Here is a 22,617-nt window from a genome sequence, read left to right on the forward strand (position 1 = left end):
AAAAAAAGGGTGAAATTTAATATAAAATCAGATTTTAAACCGACTGGAGATCAGCCTCAGGCGATTAAACAATTAGTAGATGGCTTAGAAAATGACGAAAGATACCAAACCTTGCTAGGTGTGACTGGATCTGGAAAAACATTTACGATGGCCAACGTGGTTGAGCAGGTACAAAAGCCAACTTTAGTTTTGGCGCATAATAAAACCCTGGCGGCACAGCTTTACAACGAGTTTAAAACTTTTTTTCCGAATAATGCAGTTGAATATTTTGTATCGTATTACGATTATTATCAGCCAGAAGCATACATTCCAACCTCTGGTACCTATATAGAAAAAGATTTATCGATAAATGAAGAGATTGAAAAGTTGCGGTTAAGCACAACCTCTTCTTTGCTATCTGGTAGACGAGATGTACTCGTGGTGGCATCGGTAAGCTGCTTGTACGGTATTGGTAACCCAATTGAATTTCAAAAGAATGTTATCTCGCTAGAACGCGATCAAGAAATATCACGTACTAAATTGTTGCAGCGATTGGTTCAAAGTTTATACGCACGAACAGAAGCGGATTTTCAACATGGTAATTTTAGAATTAAAGGAGATACAGTTGATGTTTTTCCTGGTTATGCCGATAATGCCTTCCGGATTCATTTCTTTGGTGATGAAATTGAGGAAATTGAGGCCTTTAACCCTGTAAATAATGAGATAATAGAGAAATATGAGCGGCTTACTATTTACCCCGCCAATATGTTTGTTACCTCACCCGATGTCTTGCATAATGCGATAGACCAAATTGCTTTAGATTTAGGAAAACAAGTGAGCTATTTTCAAGAAATTGGAAAACCTTTGGAAGCAAAAAGATTAGAAGAGCGTACTAATTTTGATTTAGAAATGATAAAAGAATTGGGGTACTGCTCTGGAATTGAGAATTATTCGCGCTATTTAGATGGAAGACAGCCAGGGACGCGCCCTTTCTGCTTACTGGATTATTTTCCTGACGACTATTTAATGGTTATTGATGAAAGTCACGTAACGGTACCCCAAGTTGGTGCAATGTATGGTGGAGATCGCTCGAGGAAAGAAAATCTGGTTGAATATGGATTTCGTTTACCAGCAGCCATGGACAACCGCCCTTTAAAATTAGAAGAGTTTGAAGCCTTACAAAACCAAGTAGTATATGTTAGTGCTACTCCTGCAGATTATGAATTACAGAAATCTGACGGTGTCTATGTTGAACAGGTTATTCGACCTACTGGTTTACTTGATCCTGTAATCGAGGTGCGTCCCAGTTTAAATCAAATTGATGATTTGATAGAAGAAATTCAGGAGCGCGTAGAAAAAGATCAGCGTACTTTGGTTACCACTTTAACCAAACGAATGGCTGAAGAATTAACCAAATACTTAAGCCGAATTGATATACGCTGCCGCTATATTCATAGTGATATAGACACCCTAGAGCGAGTAGAAATTATGCAAGATTTACGAAAAGGTCTTTTTGATGTTTTAGTAGGCGTAAATCTTCTTAGAGAAGGACTAGATTTGCCCGAGGTTTCACTGGTAGCCATTCTTGATGCTGACAAAGAGGGGTTCTTAAGAAGTAATCGATCGCTTACTCAAACCATAGGACGCGCAGCTCGACACCTAGAAGGCAAGGCGATAATGTATGCCGACAAAATCACCCGAAGCATGCAGGAAACAATTGATCAAACCGAATACCGTCGCACCAAGCAAATCAATTATAACAAAAAGCACAATATAACTCCTCAAGCGCTGAATAAATCATTAGACAACACCTTAGCTGGTAAAAAGGTAGAGCCCTATAGCTTTAAACCAGCTGAAAATTTAAAAGCAGCTGAAGAAGAAGTTGTTTATTTTAGTGAAAACCAACTGGAAGACCGTATTAGAAAAGTAAGAAAAGAAATGGAAAATGCAGCTAAAGAACTAGACTTCATGGCCGCGGCACGATTTAGAGATGAACTTAAAATGTTGCAGCAAAAATTAAAGGATAAAAAACAATGACCCTCAAAATTTCATTTTTGAGGGCCATTATTAGTACGCGTTAAAATTACGCAACTTCTATTAATCTCTTGCGCGAAATTACTGATTCTTCTTTTTTAGGCAGGACCACACGTAAAATTCCTTGCTCGTATTTAGCTTTAATCTTACCAACGTCAATAGAATCTGGCAGGGTAAAAGACCGTTTAAACTGACTATAATTAAATTCCCTACGCGAATATTTTGGCTTTTCGGGTTTCTCGATGGTCTTTGTTTCCGTTTCAATGACCAATAAATCTTGTTTCAATTCTATTTTAAAATCTTCTTTAACTTTTCCTGGAGCAGCTAATTCAATTTCAAATTGATTTTCTTCATCGATAATATTTACTGCTGGAATTTGAACTCCCAAGCTCTTTGCCGCATCTGAACGTAACCAATCATCTTGAAATAAATCTTCAAATGCTGTCTTTAACCAAGGATTTGTATGCTTTACTAAACTCATAATGTATTTATTTTTCCAGTAAATAGTCAAATTAAATACCAATTGCAGTAAACTGTCATTTTGTCGTTAAAACTTTATGGTTTAATGTCATTTTGTCGCTACAATTAAAGGTTTATGTAAAAATTAAGAAGGCCACTAACAAACAAATTGTATATTTCTATTACAAACTTCACCTATGCGAAATCTTTATAATAAACTAGTTGCTTTCTTTCATCGTATTGAAGAGAATATAGCATTTTACCCCTCTATTATTAGTTTCTTAGGTTTCAATTTTGCCATGTTGATGCTTTATTTAGAGAAAAGGGGAGTTTCAAGCTTTGTGATCAACTATGTTCCAGAGTTGGTGATCAACAATGCAGATACCGCCAAGACTCTTTTAAGTTTTTTAACAGGAGGCATAATATCCATTATGGTTTTTAGCTTCTCTATGGTAATGGTATTATTAAATCAAGCATCTAGTAATTTTTCTCCTAGAGTTCTTCCTGGGTTAATTTCACAACGCAATCATCAATACGTTCTAGGTTTATATGTTGCCACTATTTTATACAATACTTTTACCCTTGTAGGTATAAATCCAAAGGAAGACAGTCAATATCAATTACCTGGCTTTTCGGTATTATTAGGAATCATATTTACAGTAATATGTTTTGCTGCATTTTTATATTTTATTCATTCTATCTCGCAATCAATTCAGGTAAACCGTATTTTAGAAAACATATATAACGACGCCAAAAATAGATTAAACCGATTAATCGAAGGAGAACAAAAGAATCATAAAAGCTGCTTTCCAAGCACCGACAATTGGCACAAATATTATAGTACAGAAACGGGCTACTTGCAAACCTTTGCCCTAAACAATTTAAAGTTGCTTTGCTTAAAAAATGAAATTAAAATTAAAATATTACCGCTTAAAGGCGCCTTTGTTTTGGCAGGCGTTCCTTTATTTCTGGTTAATAAATCAATAGACGATGAATTAAAAGAAAAAATATTAGAGAACTTCAACTTCGCTCGAGGCGAAATTGTTTTGGATAATTATGCACTGGGCTTTAAACAAATAACTGAAATTGGTGTCAAGGCCATGTCACCAGGCATCAATGACCCAGGAACAGCCCTAAACACTATAGATTATTTAACGGAGCTATTTGCTTTACGGATGAAGAAGCGAGATGAAACCATAATATACGAAAATGATCAAGCATTAGTATTTTTAACCACGGTAAATTTTGCTGAGTTATTGTACCAGGTATTGGCAAGCTATAGAACTTATTGTAATCATGATATTGCTTGCGTACAAAAGCTATTAATTATGCTTAAATACCTTCTTCTACAAAAAATTGAAGAAGATGGGTACAAAGAAGATTTGTTAAAGGAGGCTAAGAATATTTACCAAGACGCGCAGGAGGCTCTCACAAATGATACCGATAGAAACCGTATAGGAGAACTTTATCAAGATATCGTTAATATATCAAAAGAATAAAGTTATTTTTGCGATTCAAGAAACAAACCTATGGGACTAACAAATAATGACGTTTTTAAGAAACTAAGAGTAGCACATAAATTAAGAGATGATGATATTATTAATATTTTCAAGCTTGTAGATTTTAAAGTAACCAAAAGCGAATTAAACGCTATTTTTAGAAAAGAAGACCACCCTAAATATATGGAATGTGGCGACCAATTTTTACGGAATTTTTTAGACGGGCTTATTATTCACCTAAGAGGTCCGTTACCTCCAAAGCGTCCAAATAAATCAGAAAAAGGAAAGTAGAACTTTTCCTTTTTTATACATACCGATTTTTTTAGCAAATTTTAAACCTAAATTGAATTCGGTTTGTACAAATTTTAATAAAAAAACCTCAATGTTTCCATTGAGGTTTTTTAATACGTTTTATAAATAACCTTTAGCTTAGTACTTGTTGTACTTTATCTGCGGCTTCTTTAAATTGTACAGCACTCTGTACGTTTAATCCGCTACTATCAATTAATTCTTTAGCAATATCGGCATTAGTACCTTGCAATCTTACAATAATTGGCACGTTAATGGCGTCTCCCATATTTTTATAGGCATCTACAACTCCTTGGGCCACACGATCACAACGAACAATTCCACCAAAGATATTAATAAGTATAGCTTCAACTTTCTCGTCTTTCAAAATTAATCTAAAAGCCTCCTCTACTCTTTTAGCGTCTGCTGTCCCTCCTACATCAAGGAAATTAGCTGGTTCTCCACCTGCGTGCTTGATCAAGTCCATTGTTGCCATAGCAAGTCCAGCACCGTTAACCATGCACCCTACATTACCATCTAAATCAACATAACTTAATCCTGCCTTACGTGCCTCAACCTCTGTTGGGTTTTCTTCTCGCTCATCGCGCATAGCTGCGTAATCTTTGTGACGGTATAAAGCGTTGTCATCTAAGGTTACCTTAGCATCTACTGCCATAATTTTGTCGTCACTGGTTTTTAAAACCGGGTTGATTTCAAATAATGAAGAGTCTGATTTGTCATAAGCTGTATATAAAGCCGTAACAAATTTGGTCATTTCTTTAAAAGCAGCTCCAGACAAACCTAGGTTAAAGGCAATTTTTCTGGCTTGGAAAGGTAAAATTCCTGTGGCGGGATCAATTTCTTCAGTAAAAATTAGGTGCGGAGTTTCTTCTGCTACAGTTTCAATATCCATACCTCCCTCTGTAGAATACATAATCATGTTTCTGCCGTTAGCACGGTTTAGCAACACAGACATATAAAACTCATCTGGTTCATTATCCCCTGGATAGTAAACGTCTTCTGCAATTAATACCTGATTTACCAATTTACCTTCTGCAGAGGTTTGCGGAGTAACCAAGTGCATTCCTAAAATTTCATCAGCAATATTTTCAACTTCTTGAAGGTTTTTAGCTAATTTAACTCCACCTCCTTTTCCACGACCACCTGCGTGTACTTGAGCCTTAATGACGTGCCAGCCTGTTCCTGTTTCTTCGGTTAGCTTCTTAGCTGCGTCAACAGCCTCTTGAGGTGTATTGGCAACTATCCCACGCTGTATGCGTACACCAAAACTATTTAGTATTTCTTTTCCTTGATATTCGTGTAAATTCATAATCAGGTTTTTCTTATCGTTCGAATTTTGTTTAGCAAAAATAACAAAAACAAACAGCATGTAGAAATATTTTTTCACAAAGAAAAATAATATTCTTAACTGCTTAATTTTGCTTTCTCGTACTTTTGATTTATGAATGAGTTCAACACAAAAGAATTGCTTTTTCTAGCCTACGCTAAAATGCATTTTGGAAAATACAAAGGTTTCTTTTTGTCTGATATCCCTGAACCTTATTTCGTTTGGTTCGCACAGAAGGGATTTCCCAAAAGCAAATTAGGCCAACAAATGCAAGCCGTTTATGAGATAAAAATAAACGGATTAGAACATTTATTGAAAAACTTAAGAACCCGCTACCCCAATCCTTATAGATAAAAAAAGACTCGGTTTCCCGAGTCTTTTATTGAGTTTAATTATTTTTTCTTGGCTTGCTGTTGCTGTCTTTCAGCTTCCTCCATCATCTCTTGCATTTTCCTCGCAAATTTACCTTTCTTTTTGGCTGGCTTCTTTTTGTTTTCTTGAATTTTAGCGTGAATTTTATCTTCGTCGATTATGAAATTTTTAATTACAAGCATAATTCCTATTGTAATTAAGTTTGAGGTTAAATAATACAATGATAGCCCACTTGCGTAGTTGTTAAAGAAAAACAACATAAACAAAGGAGAGATATACATTATAAATTTCATATTAGGCATTCCTGGTTGAGAAGTTTGCATGGTTTGCCCAGTTGTCATCATCATATAAATGAAGATGGCAATAGATGCAAGTATAGGAAATAAGCTAATATGGTCTCCATAAAATGGAATATGGAAAGGCAATTCGGCTATTACATCATAACTCGATAGATCATCTGCCCACAAGAAACTTTCTTGACGAATACTAAAGGCACTCGGAAAGAAATTAAATAAAGCATAGAATACAGGAATTTGCAACAAACCAGGAATACAACCGCTCATTGGGCTAGCCCCTGCTTTATTATACAACTTCATGGTTTCCTGTTGCTTTTTCATAGCGTTGTCTTTATACTTCTCATTAAGCTCGTTGATTTCGGGTCGTAGCACTTTCATCTTTGCTTGAGAAACATACTGCTTATATTGTACTGGAGACAATAATATCTTAATCGCTATGGTTAAAACTATAATGGCAATACCTGCCGGTAAAAATCCGCTAAGGAGATTAAAAAAACGTATAATAAAATACTTGTTAATCCATCCGAAAATACCCCAACCTAAAGGCACAATTTCATCCAAGTTACGCTGATAATTGTCAAGTATTTTATAATCGGTAGGACCGAAATACATATTCATGGTCTCATTAAATTCTCCCCCTTTTAACGCAATAGGAAATTTAGCTTCAAATGCTTTGGTGTATACGGTATCTATTTCTTCATCTTCTACCAAATTTTTTGAAACAAAAGTCCCGTTTTGAAAAGGATCATCAGTAAGTAAGATAGAAGAGAAGAAATGCTGTTTAAAAGCTACCCATGAAATTTGTTTATCCTCTTCTTGCTCATCTTTTCCTTGCCCGGCATAATCTGTATTGCCATCTTCGAACTCCCATAAAATCTCGGTATACCTGTTCTCATAAGAAATGCTTTTTGCACGTCGGTAAGCGGTTAAAGACCAATCTAGTGCAATATCTTTATTTTGAACTACCTGATTTAAACCTTGTGAGCGAATAGCAAAATCTAACATATACTCTCCTGGTTTCAAAGCATAGTAATACTCTAAGTATTGATTTTCTGACACCTTTAACCTAAAAGATGCTTGTGCATCATTTTGGCTTTTTTGAGGCTCAAAAAACATATCTTTAGTATTGATGTTGCGATTGTCTTGTGTGGTAAATGAAAGGTTAAAAGCGCTATTACCATCTTTGATTAAGTGTACTGGAATAGAATCATAGGTTTTAAAATTTTTCAGTTTAGCTGATACAATTTGTCCACCTTTGTTACTTATGATTAATTTTAAAACATCATTCTCTATAGTGGTAGTTCCCTCTTTTGCCTGAGCCGCGGCATAACCAAAAGCACCTAATTTTTCTTTAGCTTGTGCGATAGCTAATGAATCTTGGCTTTTTGGTACAATTTCTTCAACGGCTTCTGATTTTTGATTTTCGTTCTGGGTTTGCTCCGTTACCTCTGGGGTGCCTTCTGTGGTAATAGTAGTTTGCTCATCACTATTGTAATAAAGCATCCATAGCAAGATACCTCCTATTAGAAAAAAACCGATAAGTGAGTTTAAATCAAATTTTTTATTTTCCATACATTACATTTAAATCTTGTTCAAACTTTGAACAGCATCTATATTTTTTAATTCTTTTTTGTTGCAAAATTCTTTGCCGCTTCTACAAAATGAACAAAAAGCGGGTGCGGATTAGCCACGGTACTTTTATACTCGGGATGGTATTGCACCCCAATGAACCAAGGGTGATCCTTTAGTTCGACAACCTCTACAAGACCTGTCTTAGGGTTTATCCCTGTGCTTAACAAACCGGCTTCTTCGAGCGCTGCTTTATATTGGTTGTTATATTCATAGCGATGTCTATGTCTTTCGCTAATCTCTTCTTGTTGGTAAACCTTATATATAAGTGAATCTGGAGTTAAAGCACAATCCCAAGCTCCTAAACGCATAGTACCTCCCATTTGCGAAATGTTCTTTTGATCTTCCATAATATCGATTACAGGAAATTTCACCCCAGGCTCCATTTCTGTGCTATTGGCTCCTTCTAGGTTTAACACATTGCGTGCATACTCGATTACCGCCATTTGCATACCTAAACAAATTCCTAAGAAAGGGATTTTATTTACTCGCGCATACTTTACCGCTTCAATTTTTCCGTCAATTCCTCGTTCTCCAAAGCCTGGGGCCACCAGAATACCATCTAATGAAATGTTTTTATCCTCATATTCTTTTGAGAAAAATTCGGCGTGAAGACTTATTACATTTACTTTTACCTCATTTTCGGCACCAGCGTGTATAAAAGCCTCGAGAATAGATTTATAAGAATCTTGTAATTCTACATATTTACCCACTAGACCAATGTTTACTTCACTTTTCGGATTTTTATGCCGTTGCAAAAAGGCATTCCATTGCGTTAAATCTGGTTCAGATTTTAAAGGAAGCGCCAATTTACTTAAACTGATTTTATCAAGACCTTCTTCTAGCATATGATTAGGAACATCATAAATAGTTGAAGCATCTATAGATTGGATAACAGCCTCTTCTTTTACATTGCAAAACAAAGCCAATTTTCGTTTAAGGTCATCTCCTATCTCGTGTTCTGTACGACAAACTAAAATATCTGCGTTTACACCACTCTCCATCAAAGTTTTCACACTGTGCTGTGTGGGTTTAGTCTTAAGTTCGCCTGCAGCAGATAGATAAGGGATTAAAGTTAAATGAATTACCAATGAATTGTTATCGCCTAATTCCCAGCGTAACTGGCGTACACTTTCTATATAAGGCAAAGACTCAATATCGCCTACGGTTCCTCCTATTTCTGTAATCACAATATCGTAATCTCCAGAGTTACCGAAAATTTTGATACGTTCTTTAATTTCATTAGTGATATGAGGAATTACTTGGACGGTTTTACCCAAAAACTCACCTCTTCTTTCTTTGTTAATTACGCTTTGGTAAACACGGCCGGTAGTAACATTATTGGCCTGTGAAGTATTGGTATTTAAAAATCGCTCATAATGCCCCAAATCAAGATCTGTTTCAGCTCCATCTTCAGTAACAAAACACTCCCCATGTTCATACGGATTCATTGTACCCGGATCTATATTTATATAGGGGTCTAATTTTTGGATAGTAACCCGATATCCTCGTGCTTGTAAAAGTTTTGCTAATGATGCTGCGATTATTCCTTTTCCTAATGACGAAGAAACACCCCCGGTGACAAAAATGTACTTGGTTTGTGCCATGATAAATTGATTAAATAATGTCTATACGGGGCGCAAAAATACAAATATTATTGACAATATGACTTTATATTTTATCAATAAAACAAAAAAGGAGACCCAGTGGGCCTCCTCTTAACTTTACAATCTTCTGTATACTTATGGTAAAGCAGGTAAGATTACTTTATCAATAGCGTGAATCACTCCATTACTCGCTTGAACATCGGTCACAATAATATTACTTACACGGCTATTAGGATCGGTTATCGTGGCATTACTTGCATCGATTGTAATCATCTCACCTCCAGCTGTAGTGACAGCTCCTGAAGTTAAGTCTGAAGCGGTTACATTGGCCCCAGTGATAACGTGCATATTTAAGGTAGCTTCAAGCGTAGCTGCATCTATATCGGCTAGACTACTAGCTCCCAATTCGGTTAATAAATCAGCAAAGGCATCGTTTGTAGGAGCAAAAACAGTGAAAGGAGCAGGACTCGTTCCGTTTTCAGTACTTAATAAATCCACGTAAGTAAAACTGGTTTCTCTGGTTAAAGCTGATACCAAAGATTCAAAAGTACTATCTGCAGTCGCAAAGGTTACTATAGTTGGTAACCCGACTACGGCATCAACGGCATGGATAATTCCGTTTACCCCTACAACATCAGCAACAATCACATTTGACTGTCCGTTTAAGGTTACTCCGTTTTCTGTGTTGATATACATACTTAACTTATTAGAAGTAGCATCAAAAGTAGCTTCTGTATTTACATACATAGTTGAAAGTTGTGTTGAGGCAACCGAACTTGCTACCACATGATTTCTTAAAAGATTATCTAGCACAGCGCCACTAACATCGGGAAGTGTTACCCCTAAATCATTTAAAAAGGTATCAAAAGCGTCATTAGTAGGTGCAAATACAGTGATATCTGCTGATGGGTCTGAAGCTAGTCCAAGAAAATCGGTTGTATTACCACCATTTCCTAGAGCCGTAACTAAGGTATTAAAGTTATCATTATAAATCGCTAAATCAGCAACCGTAGGTAAAGATAATACGGTTTCTATCCCATGAATTACACCGTTATCGGCTTCAATATTAGGGGTAATTACGGCAGTAGCTCCATTTAATTCTACACCGCTACTTGTATCGGCATACAAACTTAAATAGGCTTGAGAATCTTCTTCTAAACTTAAAGTTGAATAATATTGCGTTTGTAAATCTGCCGCTTGCAAATTTCCTGGTACAACATGATATAGTAACACTTGGGTTAGCACATCTGTAGGAACCTCATCTAAACTTGCAAAACCATTATCACTTAAAAAGTCTTGGAAAGCTTGATTGTTGGGAGCAAATACGGTATACTCTGAGCTACCTTGAAAGGTGCTCACTAAATCTGTTTTGATCAAAGCGGCTTCGAGTACCGAATAATTCTCATTGGCTATCACCACATCGGCAATAGTGTTGTTCATTACGGGCGGTAAATTTCCTGAGCCATCGTCGTCATCACTACACGAATAAAAGGAGAAATTAAGCGCCAACATTAAAATGGGGAGTAAACTGATTCTTTTCATAACATTTTTGATTTAAATTGATTGATAATTCAAATCTAAAGTATTTTAAAAAAGAATTGTGTTTAACTTTTGTTAATAAACATTAAACAAAGTTAATTGTTTAATAAAACACTGTCAATTGTATGAACAAATCCATTTTTACTATTTATATCTTGCTCAATAACAGAAGCTTCCATTCCATTTTCATCGGTTAGTTTACAAAATGATATGGACTTATTGATAGTGATTACTCCTTGATTGTTCGTAACAGAACTGGGTAAATCTTCAATTTTTAGTGCGGTATTCTCGAATAAGTGCGTCATTAAGAGGGCTTCTAAAGTACCAGCATCAATATTATCAATATTTAGCATACCAGTTGCATCTTGGTTACTGAAAAAAGTATTAAATGCCGCATTATTAGGTATAAAACACGTATAGTTAATATTGTTTGTGCCAGATAATAGTGATTTATAATCGCTTAAAGCGGAATCGGTTCTAGTTGCACCTATAACAAAAGTAGTTAGATTTGGATTAGACTCAATTAAGCTCCAAAGACTTGGTAAGGCTAAAATATCTGAGCAGATGTGCATTACACCATTTTTTCCTACAATATTTTGCGTGCTTACACTGGCTTTATTATTAATAAGTATTCCGTTGTTGGTATTAAAAAAATTACTGATTTTAGTATTGTCTCGGTTGGCTTCGCTATACCTATATCCCAATGTTATGGCGTCAGTATGTAAAAATCCCTGATAGAGATGATTCTTCGCAATTAGTTCTCTTTCTTGCGCATCTAAATTTTCGTTTTGTAAAAAAGTTGCAAGTTTGTCGGTTTCTGGCGCAAATAAACTCTGTAGCTCTTCTCGTTCTAAAAGTGGTAATAAGCCTAACTCTTCCCAAAAAGTATAAAAGCCACTGCTTTGCTCATCAAAACTTAAAAGATCTGCTAAACTGGGTATTATTAAAACTTCATTTAAAACGTGAAGTACACCGTTATCTACTTCAATATTGGCCTGTAACAGTTGTGCAGAAGCATTAAAAGACAAGCCTGTATCTTTTTTAAGGTGCAAACTTAAGGGGTAACTAACACTATCGTTCAATTTCAATTGTGCGGCCGTGGTTAAAAATCCAGTAGTAGCTTGACTCGTATCTACCTTTTCCAACAACAAATGATAATCAATTATTTCTTGGGCTTCTTGTTGCGTAAGCGCTGATAAATCGTTCACTCCCTTTTTGGTCAAAAATTCGTTTATAGCTTGATTTGTTGGCGCCAAAAAGGTATAGTTGCCTGAGTTTCCATCCAACTTACCTTGGTAATCTGCTTTAAAGATTAACTCAGTTAACTGAGAAAATTCTTGATTTTTGCTCAAATAATTGATTATTGAGTTGGTGCCTTCGATAACATTATCATTGTCATCTTCATCACAAGCCAAAAAAAATACGCTTAATAGAAAAATTGGCAGTACTTTTGCAAACTTAAAGGAGAAACTAAATCGATTCATTTATAATTTTTTTTTAAAGAGCAAGATACAAAAAAGAAAACGTATGAATTTAAGTATTATTCCATTCTATATATTGGTTTTTTTATCCTTTACGGATTCAAGCTTTGCCCAAGAAAAAATCAATCAATTTGATCAAGACGGAAAGCGCCACGGTCGTTGGATAAAAAAATATGAAAAATCAGATCAAATCAGATATGAAGGTCAATTTGAACATGGTAAAGAAGTTGGTGTATTTAAATTTTACAAACCCAAAAGTGGGCAACAACCGGTAGCTACCAAAATTTTTCAAGCGCATACCGATACTATACTTGTTGAATATTTCAACCAATATGGAAATACAGTAAGTAAAGGGGGTATGATTGGTCAGAAAAGAGAAGGTACTTGGTTATACTACCATAAAAATTCCGATCAACTTATGCTCGAAGAACATTATAAGAACAATAGGCTTCATGGACTTAAGAAAACCTATTTTATTACCGGAGAAATAGCGCAGATAGAAGAATATAAACATGGTAAATTAGACGGGGAGCTTAAAATCTTTGGTACCAACAACCAATTGCTTCAACATTATACTTATCAAGAAGGCAAATTACACGGTAAAACAAGAATTTACGATGCCGCTGGCGAGCTTATCTCAAAAGGAAATTATAAGCACGGGAAAAAGGATGGTATTTGGCTTGACCGGCAAGAAGATGGCAGCTATAAAGAAACCCAACATCCCTTGCCTCTATTTATCAGTACAAAAAAATAAAACACTCAACAAAAAATGCAAAATAAAAAGAAAGCACGCGTTATCGTAGGCCTTAGCGGAGGAGTTGATTCTAGTGTAACCGCTTACTTGTTAAAAGAGCAGGGCTATGAAGTAATTGGCCTTTTTATGAAAAACTGGCACGACGATAGCGTTACCATAAGTGATGAATGTCCTTGGTTAGATGACAGTAATGATGCCATGCTGGTTGCAGATAAATTAAATATTCCATTTCAAACTATAGATCTAAGCGAACAATATAAAGAACGTATTGTAAACTATATGTTTAAAGAGTATGAGGCTGGACGTACCCCAAACCCCGATGTACTATGTAACCGCGAGATAAAATTTGACGTTTTCTTAGATATTGCTCTTTCATTAGGTGCAGATTATGTGGCAACTGGCCATTATGCTCGAAGAAACACTATCAAAATTAACGGCAAAACCACTTATCAATTGTTAGCTGGAAAAGACAATAATAAAGATCAATCTTATTTCCTCTGCCAATTATCTCAGGATCAATTAGCCAAATCTCTTTTTCCTATTGGCGACTTACAAAAAAGCGAGGTACGTGCCATTGCTAAAGAACAAGGCTTAATAACAGCCAATAAAAAGGACTCACAAGGTTTATGTTTTATTGGTAAGGTAAGACTGCCCGACTTTCTTCAGCAACAGCTAAAACCAAAAACAGGAGATATTATTGAAATCCCTAGTGATTCAACCCTATACCAACAACAAAGTTTAGATAAAGAAGAATTGACTTTTTTAAGCGAGAAATATAGTTATACTCCAGAAAATGGGAACAAAGTTGGCCAACACAATGGTGCACACTTCTTTACAAAAGGTCAGCGTAAGGGTCTTGCCGTAGGGGGAACACCAGAACCACTTTTTGTACTGGAAACAGATGTTAATAACAACGTTATTTATGTGGGTCAAGGTAAAAATCATCCTGGGCTTTATCGCCGTGGTCTTTTGGTAAAACCTCAAGACATTCACTGGGTTAGAGAAGATTTGAAATTAGGCTTGGGTGAAAGTTTGGCGGTGAAAGCACGTATTCGGTATAGACAACCTCTTCAAGAGGCTAAATTACATCAAACGAAAGAAGGACTTTATGTTGTTTTCAAAGAAGCGCAATCTGCTATCACAGAAGGGCAATTTGTAGCTTGGCATATGGATGATGAACTACTAGGGTCGGGAGTTATCGGATAAGATGGTTTACCTGTAAAATTCTAAGTATATTTAGCAAAAAATTAAAATTTAACCGAATGCAGATCCATAAAAATAAAATAACCAAACTATTTAATATAGAATTACCCATAATACAAGCCGGTATGATCTGGGCCAGCGGCTGGAGATTGGCCAGTGCCGTTAGTAATGCAGGTGGTTTAGGAATAATAGGGGCTGGTTCTATGTACCCAAATGTACTTCGTGAGCATATCCTAAAATGTAAAGCAGCAACCGATAAACCTTTTGCGGTAAATGTGCCTATGCTTTACCCCGACTTGGAAGAAATAATAAACATTATTATTGAAGAGAAAGTACCAATTGTTTTTACCTCAGCTGGAAATCCCAAGACATTTACTCCACTGCTAAAAGAAAAAGGAATCACCGTGGTTCACGTAGTGAGCAGTGTAAAATTTGCGCTTAAAGCGGAAGCCGCCGGTGTAGATGCAGTTGTTGCAGAAGGATTTGAGGCTGGAGGCCATAATGGTCGTGAAGAAACTACCACTTTTACTTTGATTCCGATGGTGAAAGAAAAATTGAATATCCCTTTAATAGCAGCAGGAGGAATTGCCACTGGATCAGGAATGTTGGCGGCTATGGTTTTGGGTGCAGATGCCGTACAAATAGGAAGTAGATTTGTAGCAAGTGAAGAGGCTTCTTCCCATCAAAACTTTAAGAATAGTGTTGTTCAAGCACAAGAGGGTGACACTGAATTAACCTTAAAAGAATTAGCTCCTGTACGTTTATTAAAAAATAAATTTTACGAGGATGTGAAATCTCTTTATAGCAAATCGCCAAGTAAAGAAGAATTAATTGATTTACTGGGTAGAGCTAGAGCTAAAAAAGGAATGTTTGAGGGAGACTTAGAAGAAGGTGAATTAGAAATTGGCCAAATAAGTGGTCTTATTAATGATATACTTCCTGCAAAGGAAATTGTAGAACAAATATGGACCGATTACCAAAAAGCAAAATTAGCAGTCAAAGAACAACTTATATAAAAAAAGCCTGGTAAGTAAGCTACCAGGCTTTATAAATTATACCTCTAAATACTAGGCATACTCAAAAATAATTTCTTTTTTCAAATCGGGATGTAGGCTGTGGTAAACCGGACAGGTATAACCGATGCGTTCTAATTTTTTAGTTGTTTTTTCATCAAACTTCTTATTAAAAATAAGCTTTACTTTTATACAATCAATACGCCTAGGATTGCTTTCCATAAACTTTTCGACCTCGGCTTTGGTTCCGCTTAAATCAATATTGTTTTCATTAGCATAAATACCCATAATAGTTAACATACAACTAGCTAATGCAGAAGCTACCGTGTCGGTAGGTGAAAAGGCTTCGCCTTTTCCTTGATTATCTATTGGGGCATCGGTTATCAGCTCAGAATTACTTTTAAGATGAATACTACTTACCCTCAAGTTTCCTAAATAAGTTAGCGCTATTTTTGTCATTTTAATTCTCTACAGATTGAATTTGCAACTCCTTATTGTATTGTAAAATATAAACCGCGTTATTAAAATACCCGCCAATCAATTTTTTATTATAATTAAACTGATTTTCCACATATTCTGTGGTTTGATCAAGGCTTAGCGATTCATAAAAATCAGAGAAGTTAGCTTTTCTCAAAATTGCATCTAATGTTACATCATACCCACGAATAACATATTGATTGGGAGACAAACCATAATCTTCCCGATACATTTTTACAAACTCATCTAAAGGATCTTGATTGTACTCTTTGTTAATAGCAGCGAAAGTGAAGTTTAAATTTCCTAAATAAGTGCTAGGTACTTCACTATCGTATAAATCATTTTTATTGGAAGTAAACAGTTGAATGTCAAAAGTTGAACGCAGTGTATTTAGATAAGACGCAGCATTACTTACGGTGGCCATATCATCTGATTCAAGAATAAACCAATTTGTTCTATTCTTATCTAAAACACGTGCCAGATCACTTTGCTGTAAATACTCTTTTTGCAAGTTTACCAGTTTTGCCTCAGGCAATGTATAGAGTATTTTTGATTCTAAATACCCCTTATCCTTATCAGCTAAAACGACAACATTTTTATCTGCACCATGCAATTTAATAAAGGAAATTATAGATTGCTGCATCATAATATCTGTTGGGCGGGTTTGAATTAAATTTACACCACCATTAATTTCACCGCTAGAGATAGGACTTAAAACAGGGATTTTTTTTGATTCTAATAGCTTGGACGCTGTTTCAACGGTCTTTGTAAAAAAAGGTCCAACAACAAAATCAACTTGATCAAAATCATTATTGTTTATAAGACTCGCCACCTTTTGCGAATTTCTCTGGGTGTCATACACTTTAGCCTCAACTGTAATCCCGAGTGATTCGGCTTTACGGATGGCAGCCTCAACCCCACTATAAAAATCTAAGGCAATACGCAATACTTTATCTTTTTTTAAAACTTCAGCTTTATTATCATCGTTAATGTTTCCTAAACTTAAGGGCAACATAACAGCCAACTTTTGAGTAGAATAATCACTAATGTTCTCTGCTAAGTTCACTTTATCTGTAGATAAACCAGCAACTTGCACATTCACTTTCTTAGGTAATTTTATCTGCATACCTTCTTGCAAACCAGACTGTTTCAATTGAGGGTTCCAAGCATAAAGTGAATCGGCTGGTACTTTAAACTTTTTGGTTAATCTAAAAATAGTTTCTTTTGGTTTCACCTCATAAGTAAAAAAGTTTAAGGGCGCTTCATTTTTATTAGTCAGTGCCTCTTGATTCTTGTTCACAATGGTAAGTAACTGCCCCGCCTTTAAGTCTAATAATGTGGGATTAAGTGCTTGCAATTGCTCAACACTTAATCCATATTGCTTGGCGATCCTATATTTTGTTTCACCTGGCAAAACAATATGTATGATATTGCTAAAACTAGAATTAGACAAGGACTCATTGAAATTAGGTGTACGTCTATCTTCTCTAAAAATAGGAATTTTAATGGTTTGCCCGATAGCTATATCGGTTTCAACTAAGTCGGGGTTATATTGCTTAAGTTCATCAATACTCAATTGATTTTCTTTTGCAATGCTATATAAAGTTTCTTTAGCTCGAATTTGATAGCTTTTAAAACTTAACTGTTTGCTTTTTTCATTTAGTTTAACTTTAGGTTCTTGCGCTGGAATTACCAACACCATATGGTTGATATTTCGCCTTTTGGCATCTGGATTTAATTTATAAATCTCATCGACACTCACCTGATAATGGTTAGCAATTTGCTCCAAGCTTTCTCCTTTTTTAACCTCATGCGTACGAAAACCTTGAGCGATAGCTGAAGGAAAAATCAGTAAAAAAGCAAACAACAAAAACATATTAAATTTAGTCATAACACAAGTAAAATTTATTCCCATTCTATAGTTGCAGGTGGCTTAGAGCTTATATCGTAAACTACTCTATTAACGCCTTTTACTCTATTTATTATTGTGTTTGATATTTTTTGTAAAAAGTCGTACGGTAAATTAACCCAATCAGCTGTCATACCATCGGTTGATTCTACGGCTCTTAGGGCAACAACTTTTTCATAAGTACGCTCATCACCCATTACTCCAACAGAATTTATTGGCAACAAAATAGCTCCCGCCTGCCAAACTTTATCGTAAAGATTCCAGTCTTTTAATCCTTGAATAAAAATATGATCAACTTCTTGCAAGATTCGTACCTTTTCGGCCGTGATATCGCCTAAAATTCGAATAGCAAGTCCGGGACCGGGAAATGGATGTCTTCCCAACAATTCTGGATCTATGCCCATTTCGCCCCCCACTCTTCTTACTTCATCTTTAAATAACATGCGTAGGGGTTCTACGATTTTAAGCTTCATAAAATCGGGTAAACCTCCTACATTATGATGCGATTTGATGGTTGCTGAAGGTCCGTTTACCGAAATAGATTCGATAACATCTGGATAGATAGTACCTTGCGCCAAATAAGTAACATCTGTAATTTCGTGTGCTTCATCATCAAAAACATCAATAAACGTATTTCCTATTTTCTTTCTCTTTTCTTCAGGATCACTTATACCTGCCAAAGCGTCTAAAAATCGTTTTGATGAGTCTACACCTTTAACATTTAAGCCCATACCCTTGTATTGATTCAATACATTAGAAAACTCATCTTTCCGCAATAAACCATTGTTTACGAAAATGCAATACAAATTTTTTCCAATTGCTTTATGCAATAATACAGCGGCTACAGTTGAATCAACACCTCCACTTAAACCAAGTACTACTTTATCTGAACCAATTTTATCCCGCAGTTCATTTACCGTCATATCGACAAAAGCCTCTGGAGTCCATTCTTGAGCTACACCTGCTATTTTCACCAAAAAGTTTTCAAGTAATTGTTTACCGTCTTGTGAGTGATATACTTCGGGGTGAAATTGAATGGCAAATGTTTGTTCGCCCTCAATACGATAAGCAGCATTTAAAACATCTTGCGTACTGGCTAACCTTACACCGCCTTGAGGAAGTTCTTTTATAGTATCGCTATGCGACATCCAGACTTGGGAGTTTTCTGGAATTTCATCAAATAGAAGCTCTTGATCTTTAATTACTGCTAAGTTTGCACGGCCATATTCTCTTATCTCAGAAGCCTCTACTTTACCTCCGTTAAAATGTGCTAAGTATTGTGCACCATAACACACCGCCAACATGGGAACCTTACCCCTAATTTGAGACAAATCTGGGTGTGGTGCATCTTCTGCCCGAACCGAAAATGGACTACCAGAAAGAATAACCGCTTTAAAAGTATTTACATTTTCGGGAATCTTGTTGTAGGGATGTATTTCACAATAAATGTTTAATTCACGAACACGCCTAGCGATTAATTGCGTGTATTGCGAACCGAAGTCGAGAATAAGTACGTTATTTTGCATAGCTAAAAATAAGCATTTAAGGCCTAATTTAAAATCCTTAAATATTTTATTATTGGTTTTAAAGTTTATACTAAGCCATTGTGGCTAAAATTTCTTGAATATCTTCTTCTGTTGTATCTGGATTTATAAAGCAAAATCTAGAAATGGTTTCACTCTCTCCATTTTTGGTCCATTTTGTTGGTGTAACCAAAGCTAATCCAGCTTGGTGGTTGGTATAGGTCCAATCTATATAATCATCTGGAGACCAACCTTTTCTTCTAAACAGCACGCACGAAAGGCCTGGTTCTCTCACTAACTCTAGGTTGGGATGTGCTTCTATTTGCTTGGCTGCGGCTTGTGCTAAAAACAAGCCTCGCTCTATTGCTTCTGTGTATTTTGCCGTTCCATGCATAGCTAAAGAAAACCATAAAGGCAATCCGCGTAAGCGACGTGTAAGCTGAATTTGATAATCGGCTGGATTAAATCCTTGAGCACCTTCGTCTTTAAATATATCTAAATAAGCTCCTTTTTGTGAGTGTGCATTTTTGGCTAAAGACAAGTCTTTATAGATTACCGCTCCGCAATCATAAGGCGAGAACATCCATTTGTGCGGATCTATGGTAATACTATCGGCACGTTCAATGCCGTTGAACAGATGACGAACAGATGGTGCTGCCAAGGCGCCACCTCCGTATGCTGCATCTACATGAAACCAAAGCTTTTCTTCTTCACAAACTTGCGCCACACCAGCAAGATCATCTATTATCCCTGCGTTGGTAGTTCCTCCTGTGGCAACTACAGCAAAGAGTCTTTTACGGTCGTGTGGTGATAAGTTTTTAATTTTCTCTTTTAACCAATAACCTGTCAATCGATCATCATCATCATCATCTACCAATATAATATCGGCATCTATGACCTTTGCCATTGATTTTATAGAGGAGTGCGCTCCATTAGAAGTAATTAAAAGCGCTTTTAAGTTTTCATGTTCTTGGTTTTGAGCGCGCCAAGCTTCTCTTGCGGCAATCATAGCCGATAGGTTAGCCGATGTTCCTCCGCTGGTAAACACCCCAAAAGCTCCATCGGGTAAGCCCGTTAAGCTTACTAACCATTTCATCGCCTCGTTTTCACAGAAAATACCGCCACCGCCTGTCATCCAATATGCGCCGTGAATACTAGCCGCAGATGTAACTAAATCAAACAAAACAGCAGCTTTAGTTGGAGCTGCTGGTACAAAGGCTAGATGCCTTGGGTGGTCTACTGGAACGGTTGCTTTTGCAAATACGTCTTTGAACAAATTGAAAGCATATTCTCCCCCTATTCCTTTTTCTGTAATGGTATCGCCAGCAAGTTCTTTTAGAACTTCTTCTTTTTTAGGGTGACCCAACTCCGGATCATTATTGGAAATCCTATTGATGGCATATTTCATGATATCTAGCGTCATTTCGACGGTATTGATATCAATGCTGTGCATACTTTTCATATGAAATATTTAGTACGGCAAAGTTATTATTTTAAATCGTAGGTCTAAAGGCTTTAGTTCATTTTGTAAACGTTTTATTAGAAGTTCTCCATTTTCTTCGTAAAACTGAGCAAAATTAAGTTGACGTTCTTGTAAACTTTTTTGTGGGAATAAAGCGTTTTGCAGTTGCATTATGCGTTCTAAGCTTTCTTTTAGTTTCCTTTTTTGGGCTTTTAACAAGCGTTTTTCTAAATGCATCAAGCCATTTATTTGCTTTTGCTCTTGAGCAGCTACAGCTCCCCTAAATGATTTATCGGTATCATTTGCGAGCTTATACAAATCTCCAAACTGCTTTTTTAAGAACTCTTTTTGTGAAGAAAAGTCAATCTGTATTGCCGAAAGTTGTTTTGTCTTCTGCTTTACCAACTCATTTTGCGGTAAGAATAAATCGGTAAAATCCAAATTAAGCTCTTGGCGTTTGCGTTGCTGTTTTTCAGAAACAATTATTGCAGAATTTCGGAGCAATAACATGGGAAATGTAACTTGCTGCGATTTAAAATAAGACTTTAATTGAAACCAATAAGCCAGCTCTCCTCCTCCGCCTATATAACATAAGTTTGGCAATAAAGTCTCTTGGTAAAGCGGACGCATGATTACATTTGGTGAAAATCGCTCTGGGTGTTCTTTTATTTCTTTACGGATTTGACTTTCGGTAAATTCAAAAACTGTATTATTTACCTTAAATTTGCCGTCTTCATAAAGAATACGCTCCCGTATATTTGGTTTTAGATAAAAAAGATTAATCCCACGCGGATTTACCTGCGTTCTATAATTAGCTTCTTGCAATTGTTGAGAGGTTTGCTCAACTTGCTCGTAGGCAGTTTGGTTAAACACCTCATCTTCTATATGCGGAATAAATGTTTCTTTTAATTTTTTACTGTTGGCATCTAATATAACTAAACCAGTGTCTTGAAAAAGTTCAAGAACAATGTAACGGGTAGCATCTGCTAAAGTTTTATGCTGAGCGTAGGCTTTTTTAAATAAATTAATCAAGTATTGCGCGTTCTCTGAATCGCCTAGAACCGACTGAAAAGATTGGATAACTTGATCAAAACGTTCTGTTTTTAGTTCTCCTACAGCGCCTGAGCTATCAATATCCCAACTAATTTTGTTGTCCCGATAATTGAAGAAATTAATTTCGGCAAAATCATGATCTTCGGTAGCCATCCAATACACAGGAACAAAATTCTGTAAAGGGTATTTCACAGAAAGCTCTTCGGCTAAATTAATAGTCGAAATAATTTTATATAAAAAATAAAGAGGGCCCGTAAATAAATTGAGTTGATGCCCAGTGGTAATGGTAAAAGTATTGTCTTTTTCTAAAGCTCTTATATTGGTCTCTACTTTTTTTGAAACCGGTAAATTCTTATATTGTTCTTGAAGCTCTTGTACAAGAATTTTACGGTGTTCAGCTTTATAGTTTTTTTTCTTCTCTTCTATTTGCTTTTGAAAATTTATTAAATCGGGAAACCGGTTATAAAAAATATCAAGCTTCTTATTTTTATTGAGATAGTCTATAATTAGGGGAGAAAAGTAATTGGTTTCTTGATAGGCAATACAATCTAACATAAAATACACTTTATATTCACAAAGATACATGGGTTGAGCTTTTTATCTACTAATTTTTAGTTAACAAAAAACGTGAATTGTAAAATGAACTATGAATAGGTAATTTTATTCTGAATGAAAGTTATATGTCAAAATAA

At 35.8% G+C, this 22,617-nt stretch carries 18 protein-coding genes; 7 read left to right on the plus strand and 11 right to left on the minus strand.

Annotated elements, in window-relative coordinates:
- Positions 1 to 9: 9 nt before the first annotated feature.
- Positions 10 to 2,016, plus strand: coding sequence for an excinuclease ABC subunit UvrB (uvrB, locus tag ACFSQ0_RS06125; RefSeq protein WP_379045664.1), 2,007 nt, complete (start codon positions 10 to 12; stop codon positions 2,014 to 2,016).
- A 46-nt stretch (positions 2,017 to 2,062) separates the two neighbouring features.
- On the opposite strand, the gene ACFSQ0_RS06130 is transcribed toward uvrB, so the two are convergent.
- The gene (locus ACFSQ0_RS06130) at positions 2,063 to 2,494 is read right to left on the minus strand and encodes an Hsp20/alpha crystallin family protein (RefSeq protein ID WP_379045667.1); all 432 of its coding nucleotides are present in this window, start codon (positions 2,492 to 2,494) and stop codon (positions 2,063 to 2,065) included.
- Between the two features lie 175 nt (positions 2,495 to 2,669).
- Here ACFSQ0_RS06130 and ACFSQ0_RS06135 point away from each other — a divergent pair, with 175 nt between their 5' ends.
- Positions 2,670 to 3,971, plus strand: a complete 1,302-nt coding sequence (locus tag ACFSQ0_RS06135) for a DUF2254 domain-containing protein (protein WP_379045670.1) — start codon at positions 2,670 to 2,672, stop codon at positions 3,969 to 3,971.
- Between the two features lie 30 nt (positions 3,972 to 4,001).
- Positions 4,002 to 4,262 (plus strand): DUF1456 family protein, encoded by a 261-nt coding sequence (locus ACFSQ0_RS06140; RefSeq protein WP_379045673.1) that lies wholly within the window; start codon positions 4,002 to 4,004, stop codon positions 4,260 to 4,262.
- A 133-nt stretch (positions 4,263 to 4,395) separates the two neighbouring features.
- Here the strand turns inward: ACFSQ0_RS06140 and sucC are convergent, their stop codons facing one another.
- Positions 4,396 to 5,589, minus strand: coding sequence for an ADP-forming succinate--CoA ligase subunit beta (gene sucC / locus ACFSQ0_RS06145; RefSeq protein WP_147860970.1), 1,194 nt, complete (start codon positions 5,587 to 5,589; stop codon positions 4,396 to 4,398).
- 132 nt (positions 5,590 to 5,721) lie between these two features.
- Here sucC and ACFSQ0_RS06150 point away from each other — a divergent pair, with 132 nt between their 5' ends.
- Positions 5,722 to 5,961, plus strand: a complete 240-nt coding sequence (locus tag ACFSQ0_RS06150) for a DUF3820 family protein (protein WP_379045676.1) — start codon at positions 5,722 to 5,724, stop codon at positions 5,959 to 5,961.
- A gap of 38 nt (positions 5,962 to 5,999) precedes the next feature.
- Here ACFSQ0_RS06150 and yidC read toward each other — a convergent pair whose 3' ends face one another.
- The 4 genes from yidC to ACFSQ0_RS06170 all read right to left on the minus strand — a co-directional run bounded on the left by yidC (position 6,000) and on the right by ACFSQ0_RS06170 (position 12,534).
- Positions 6,000 to 7,847, minus strand: coding sequence for a membrane protein insertase YidC (gene yidC, locus ACFSQ0_RS06155; protein ID WP_379045679.1), 1,848 nt, complete (start codon positions 7,845 to 7,847; stop codon positions 6,000 to 6,002).
- Positions 7,848 to 7,894: 47 nt separating this feature from the next.
- Positions 7,895 to 9,511: a CTP synthase gene (locus ACFSQ0_RS06160; protein WP_379045682.1), complete on the minus strand. Its 1,617-nt coding sequence runs from the start codon at positions 9,509 to 9,511 to the stop codon at positions 7,895 to 7,897.
- A gap of 135 nt (positions 9,512 to 9,646) precedes the next feature.
- Positions 9,647 to 11,053 (minus strand): fasciclin domain-containing protein, encoded by a 1,407-nt coding sequence (locus ACFSQ0_RS06165; RefSeq protein WP_379045685.1) that lies wholly within the window; start codon positions 11,051 to 11,053, stop codon positions 9,647 to 9,649.
- Between the two features lie 92 nt (positions 11,054 to 11,145).
- The gene (locus ACFSQ0_RS06170) at positions 11,146 to 12,534 is read right to left on the minus strand and encodes a fasciclin domain-containing protein (protein ID WP_379045688.1); all 1,389 of its coding nucleotides are present in this window, start codon (positions 12,532 to 12,534) and stop codon (positions 11,146 to 11,148) included.
- Between the two features lie 43 nt (positions 12,535 to 12,577).
- Here ACFSQ0_RS06170 and ACFSQ0_RS06175 point away from each other — a divergent pair, with 43 nt between their 5' ends.
- Genes ACFSQ0_RS06175 through ACFSQ0_RS06185 form a run of 3 tightly spaced genes read left to right on the plus strand, consistent with a single transcriptional unit; the run spans position 12,578 to position 15,504 of the window.
- Positions 12,578 to 13,285: a toxin-antitoxin system YwqK family antitoxin gene (locus tag ACFSQ0_RS06175; RefSeq protein WP_379045691.1), complete on the plus strand. Its 708-nt coding sequence runs from the start codon at positions 12,578 to 12,580 to the stop codon at positions 13,283 to 13,285.
- 15 nt (positions 13,286 to 13,300) lie between these two features.
- Positions 13,301 to 14,491 carry a tRNA 2-thiouridine(34) synthase MnmA gene (gene mnmA, locus ACFSQ0_RS06180; RefSeq protein ID WP_379045694.1) on the plus strand — a complete coding sequence of 397 codons (1,191 nt, stop codon included), beginning with the start codon at positions 13,301 to 13,303 and terminating at the stop codon, positions 14,489 to 14,491.
- A gap of 56 nt (positions 14,492 to 14,547) precedes the next feature.
- Positions 14,548 to 15,504: an NAD(P)H-dependent flavin oxidoreductase gene (locus ACFSQ0_RS06185; RefSeq protein WP_379045697.1), complete on the plus strand. Its 957-nt coding sequence runs from the start codon at positions 14,548 to 14,550 to the stop codon at positions 15,502 to 15,504.
- 51 nt (positions 15,505 to 15,555) lie between these two features.
- On the opposite strand, the gene ACFSQ0_RS06190 is transcribed toward ACFSQ0_RS06185, so the two are convergent.
- From ACFSQ0_RS06190 to bshC, 5 genes are all read right to left on the minus strand, one after another.
- The gene (locus tag ACFSQ0_RS06190; protein ID WP_379045700.1) at positions 15,556 to 15,960 is read right to left on the minus strand and encodes an OsmC family protein; all 405 of its coding nucleotides are present in this window, start codon (positions 15,958 to 15,960) and stop codon (positions 15,556 to 15,558) included.
- Position 15,961: 1 nt separating this feature from the next.
- Entirely contained in the window at positions 15,962 to 17,869 is a 1,908-nt protein-coding gene (locus ACFSQ0_RS06195; protein ID WP_379045702.1) for a LysM peptidoglycan-binding domain-containing protein, read from the minus strand.
- A gap of 14 nt (positions 17,870 to 17,883) precedes the next feature.
- A complete protein-coding gene (gene guaA / locus ACFSQ0_RS06200; RefSeq protein WP_379045705.1) occupies positions 17,884 to 19,413 on the minus strand; it encodes a glutamine-hydrolyzing GMP synthase in 1,530 nt (509 codons plus the stop codon).
- A gap of 70 nt (positions 19,414 to 19,483) precedes the next feature.
- Positions 19,484 to 20,863: a pyridoxal phosphate-dependent decarboxylase family protein gene (locus ACFSQ0_RS06205; protein ID WP_379046194.1), complete on the minus strand. Its 1,380-nt coding sequence runs from the start codon at positions 20,861 to 20,863 to the stop codon at positions 19,484 to 19,486.
- Positions 20,864 to 20,881: 18 nt separating this feature from the next.
- Complete coding sequence (bshC, locus tag ACFSQ0_RS06210; RefSeq protein WP_379045708.1) at positions 20,882 to 22,480, minus strand: bacillithiol biosynthesis cysteine-adding enzyme BshC; 1,599 nt, start codon at positions 22,478 to 22,480, stop codon at positions 20,882 to 20,884.
- Between the last annotated feature and the right edge of the window lie 137 nt (positions 22,481 to 22,617).

Source organism: Mesonia sediminis (assembly GCF_042684705.1).
In the GTDB taxonomy this organism is placed as follows: domain Bacteria; phylum Bacteroidota; class Bacteroidia; order Flavobacteriales; family Flavobacteriaceae; genus Mesonia; species Mesonia sediminis.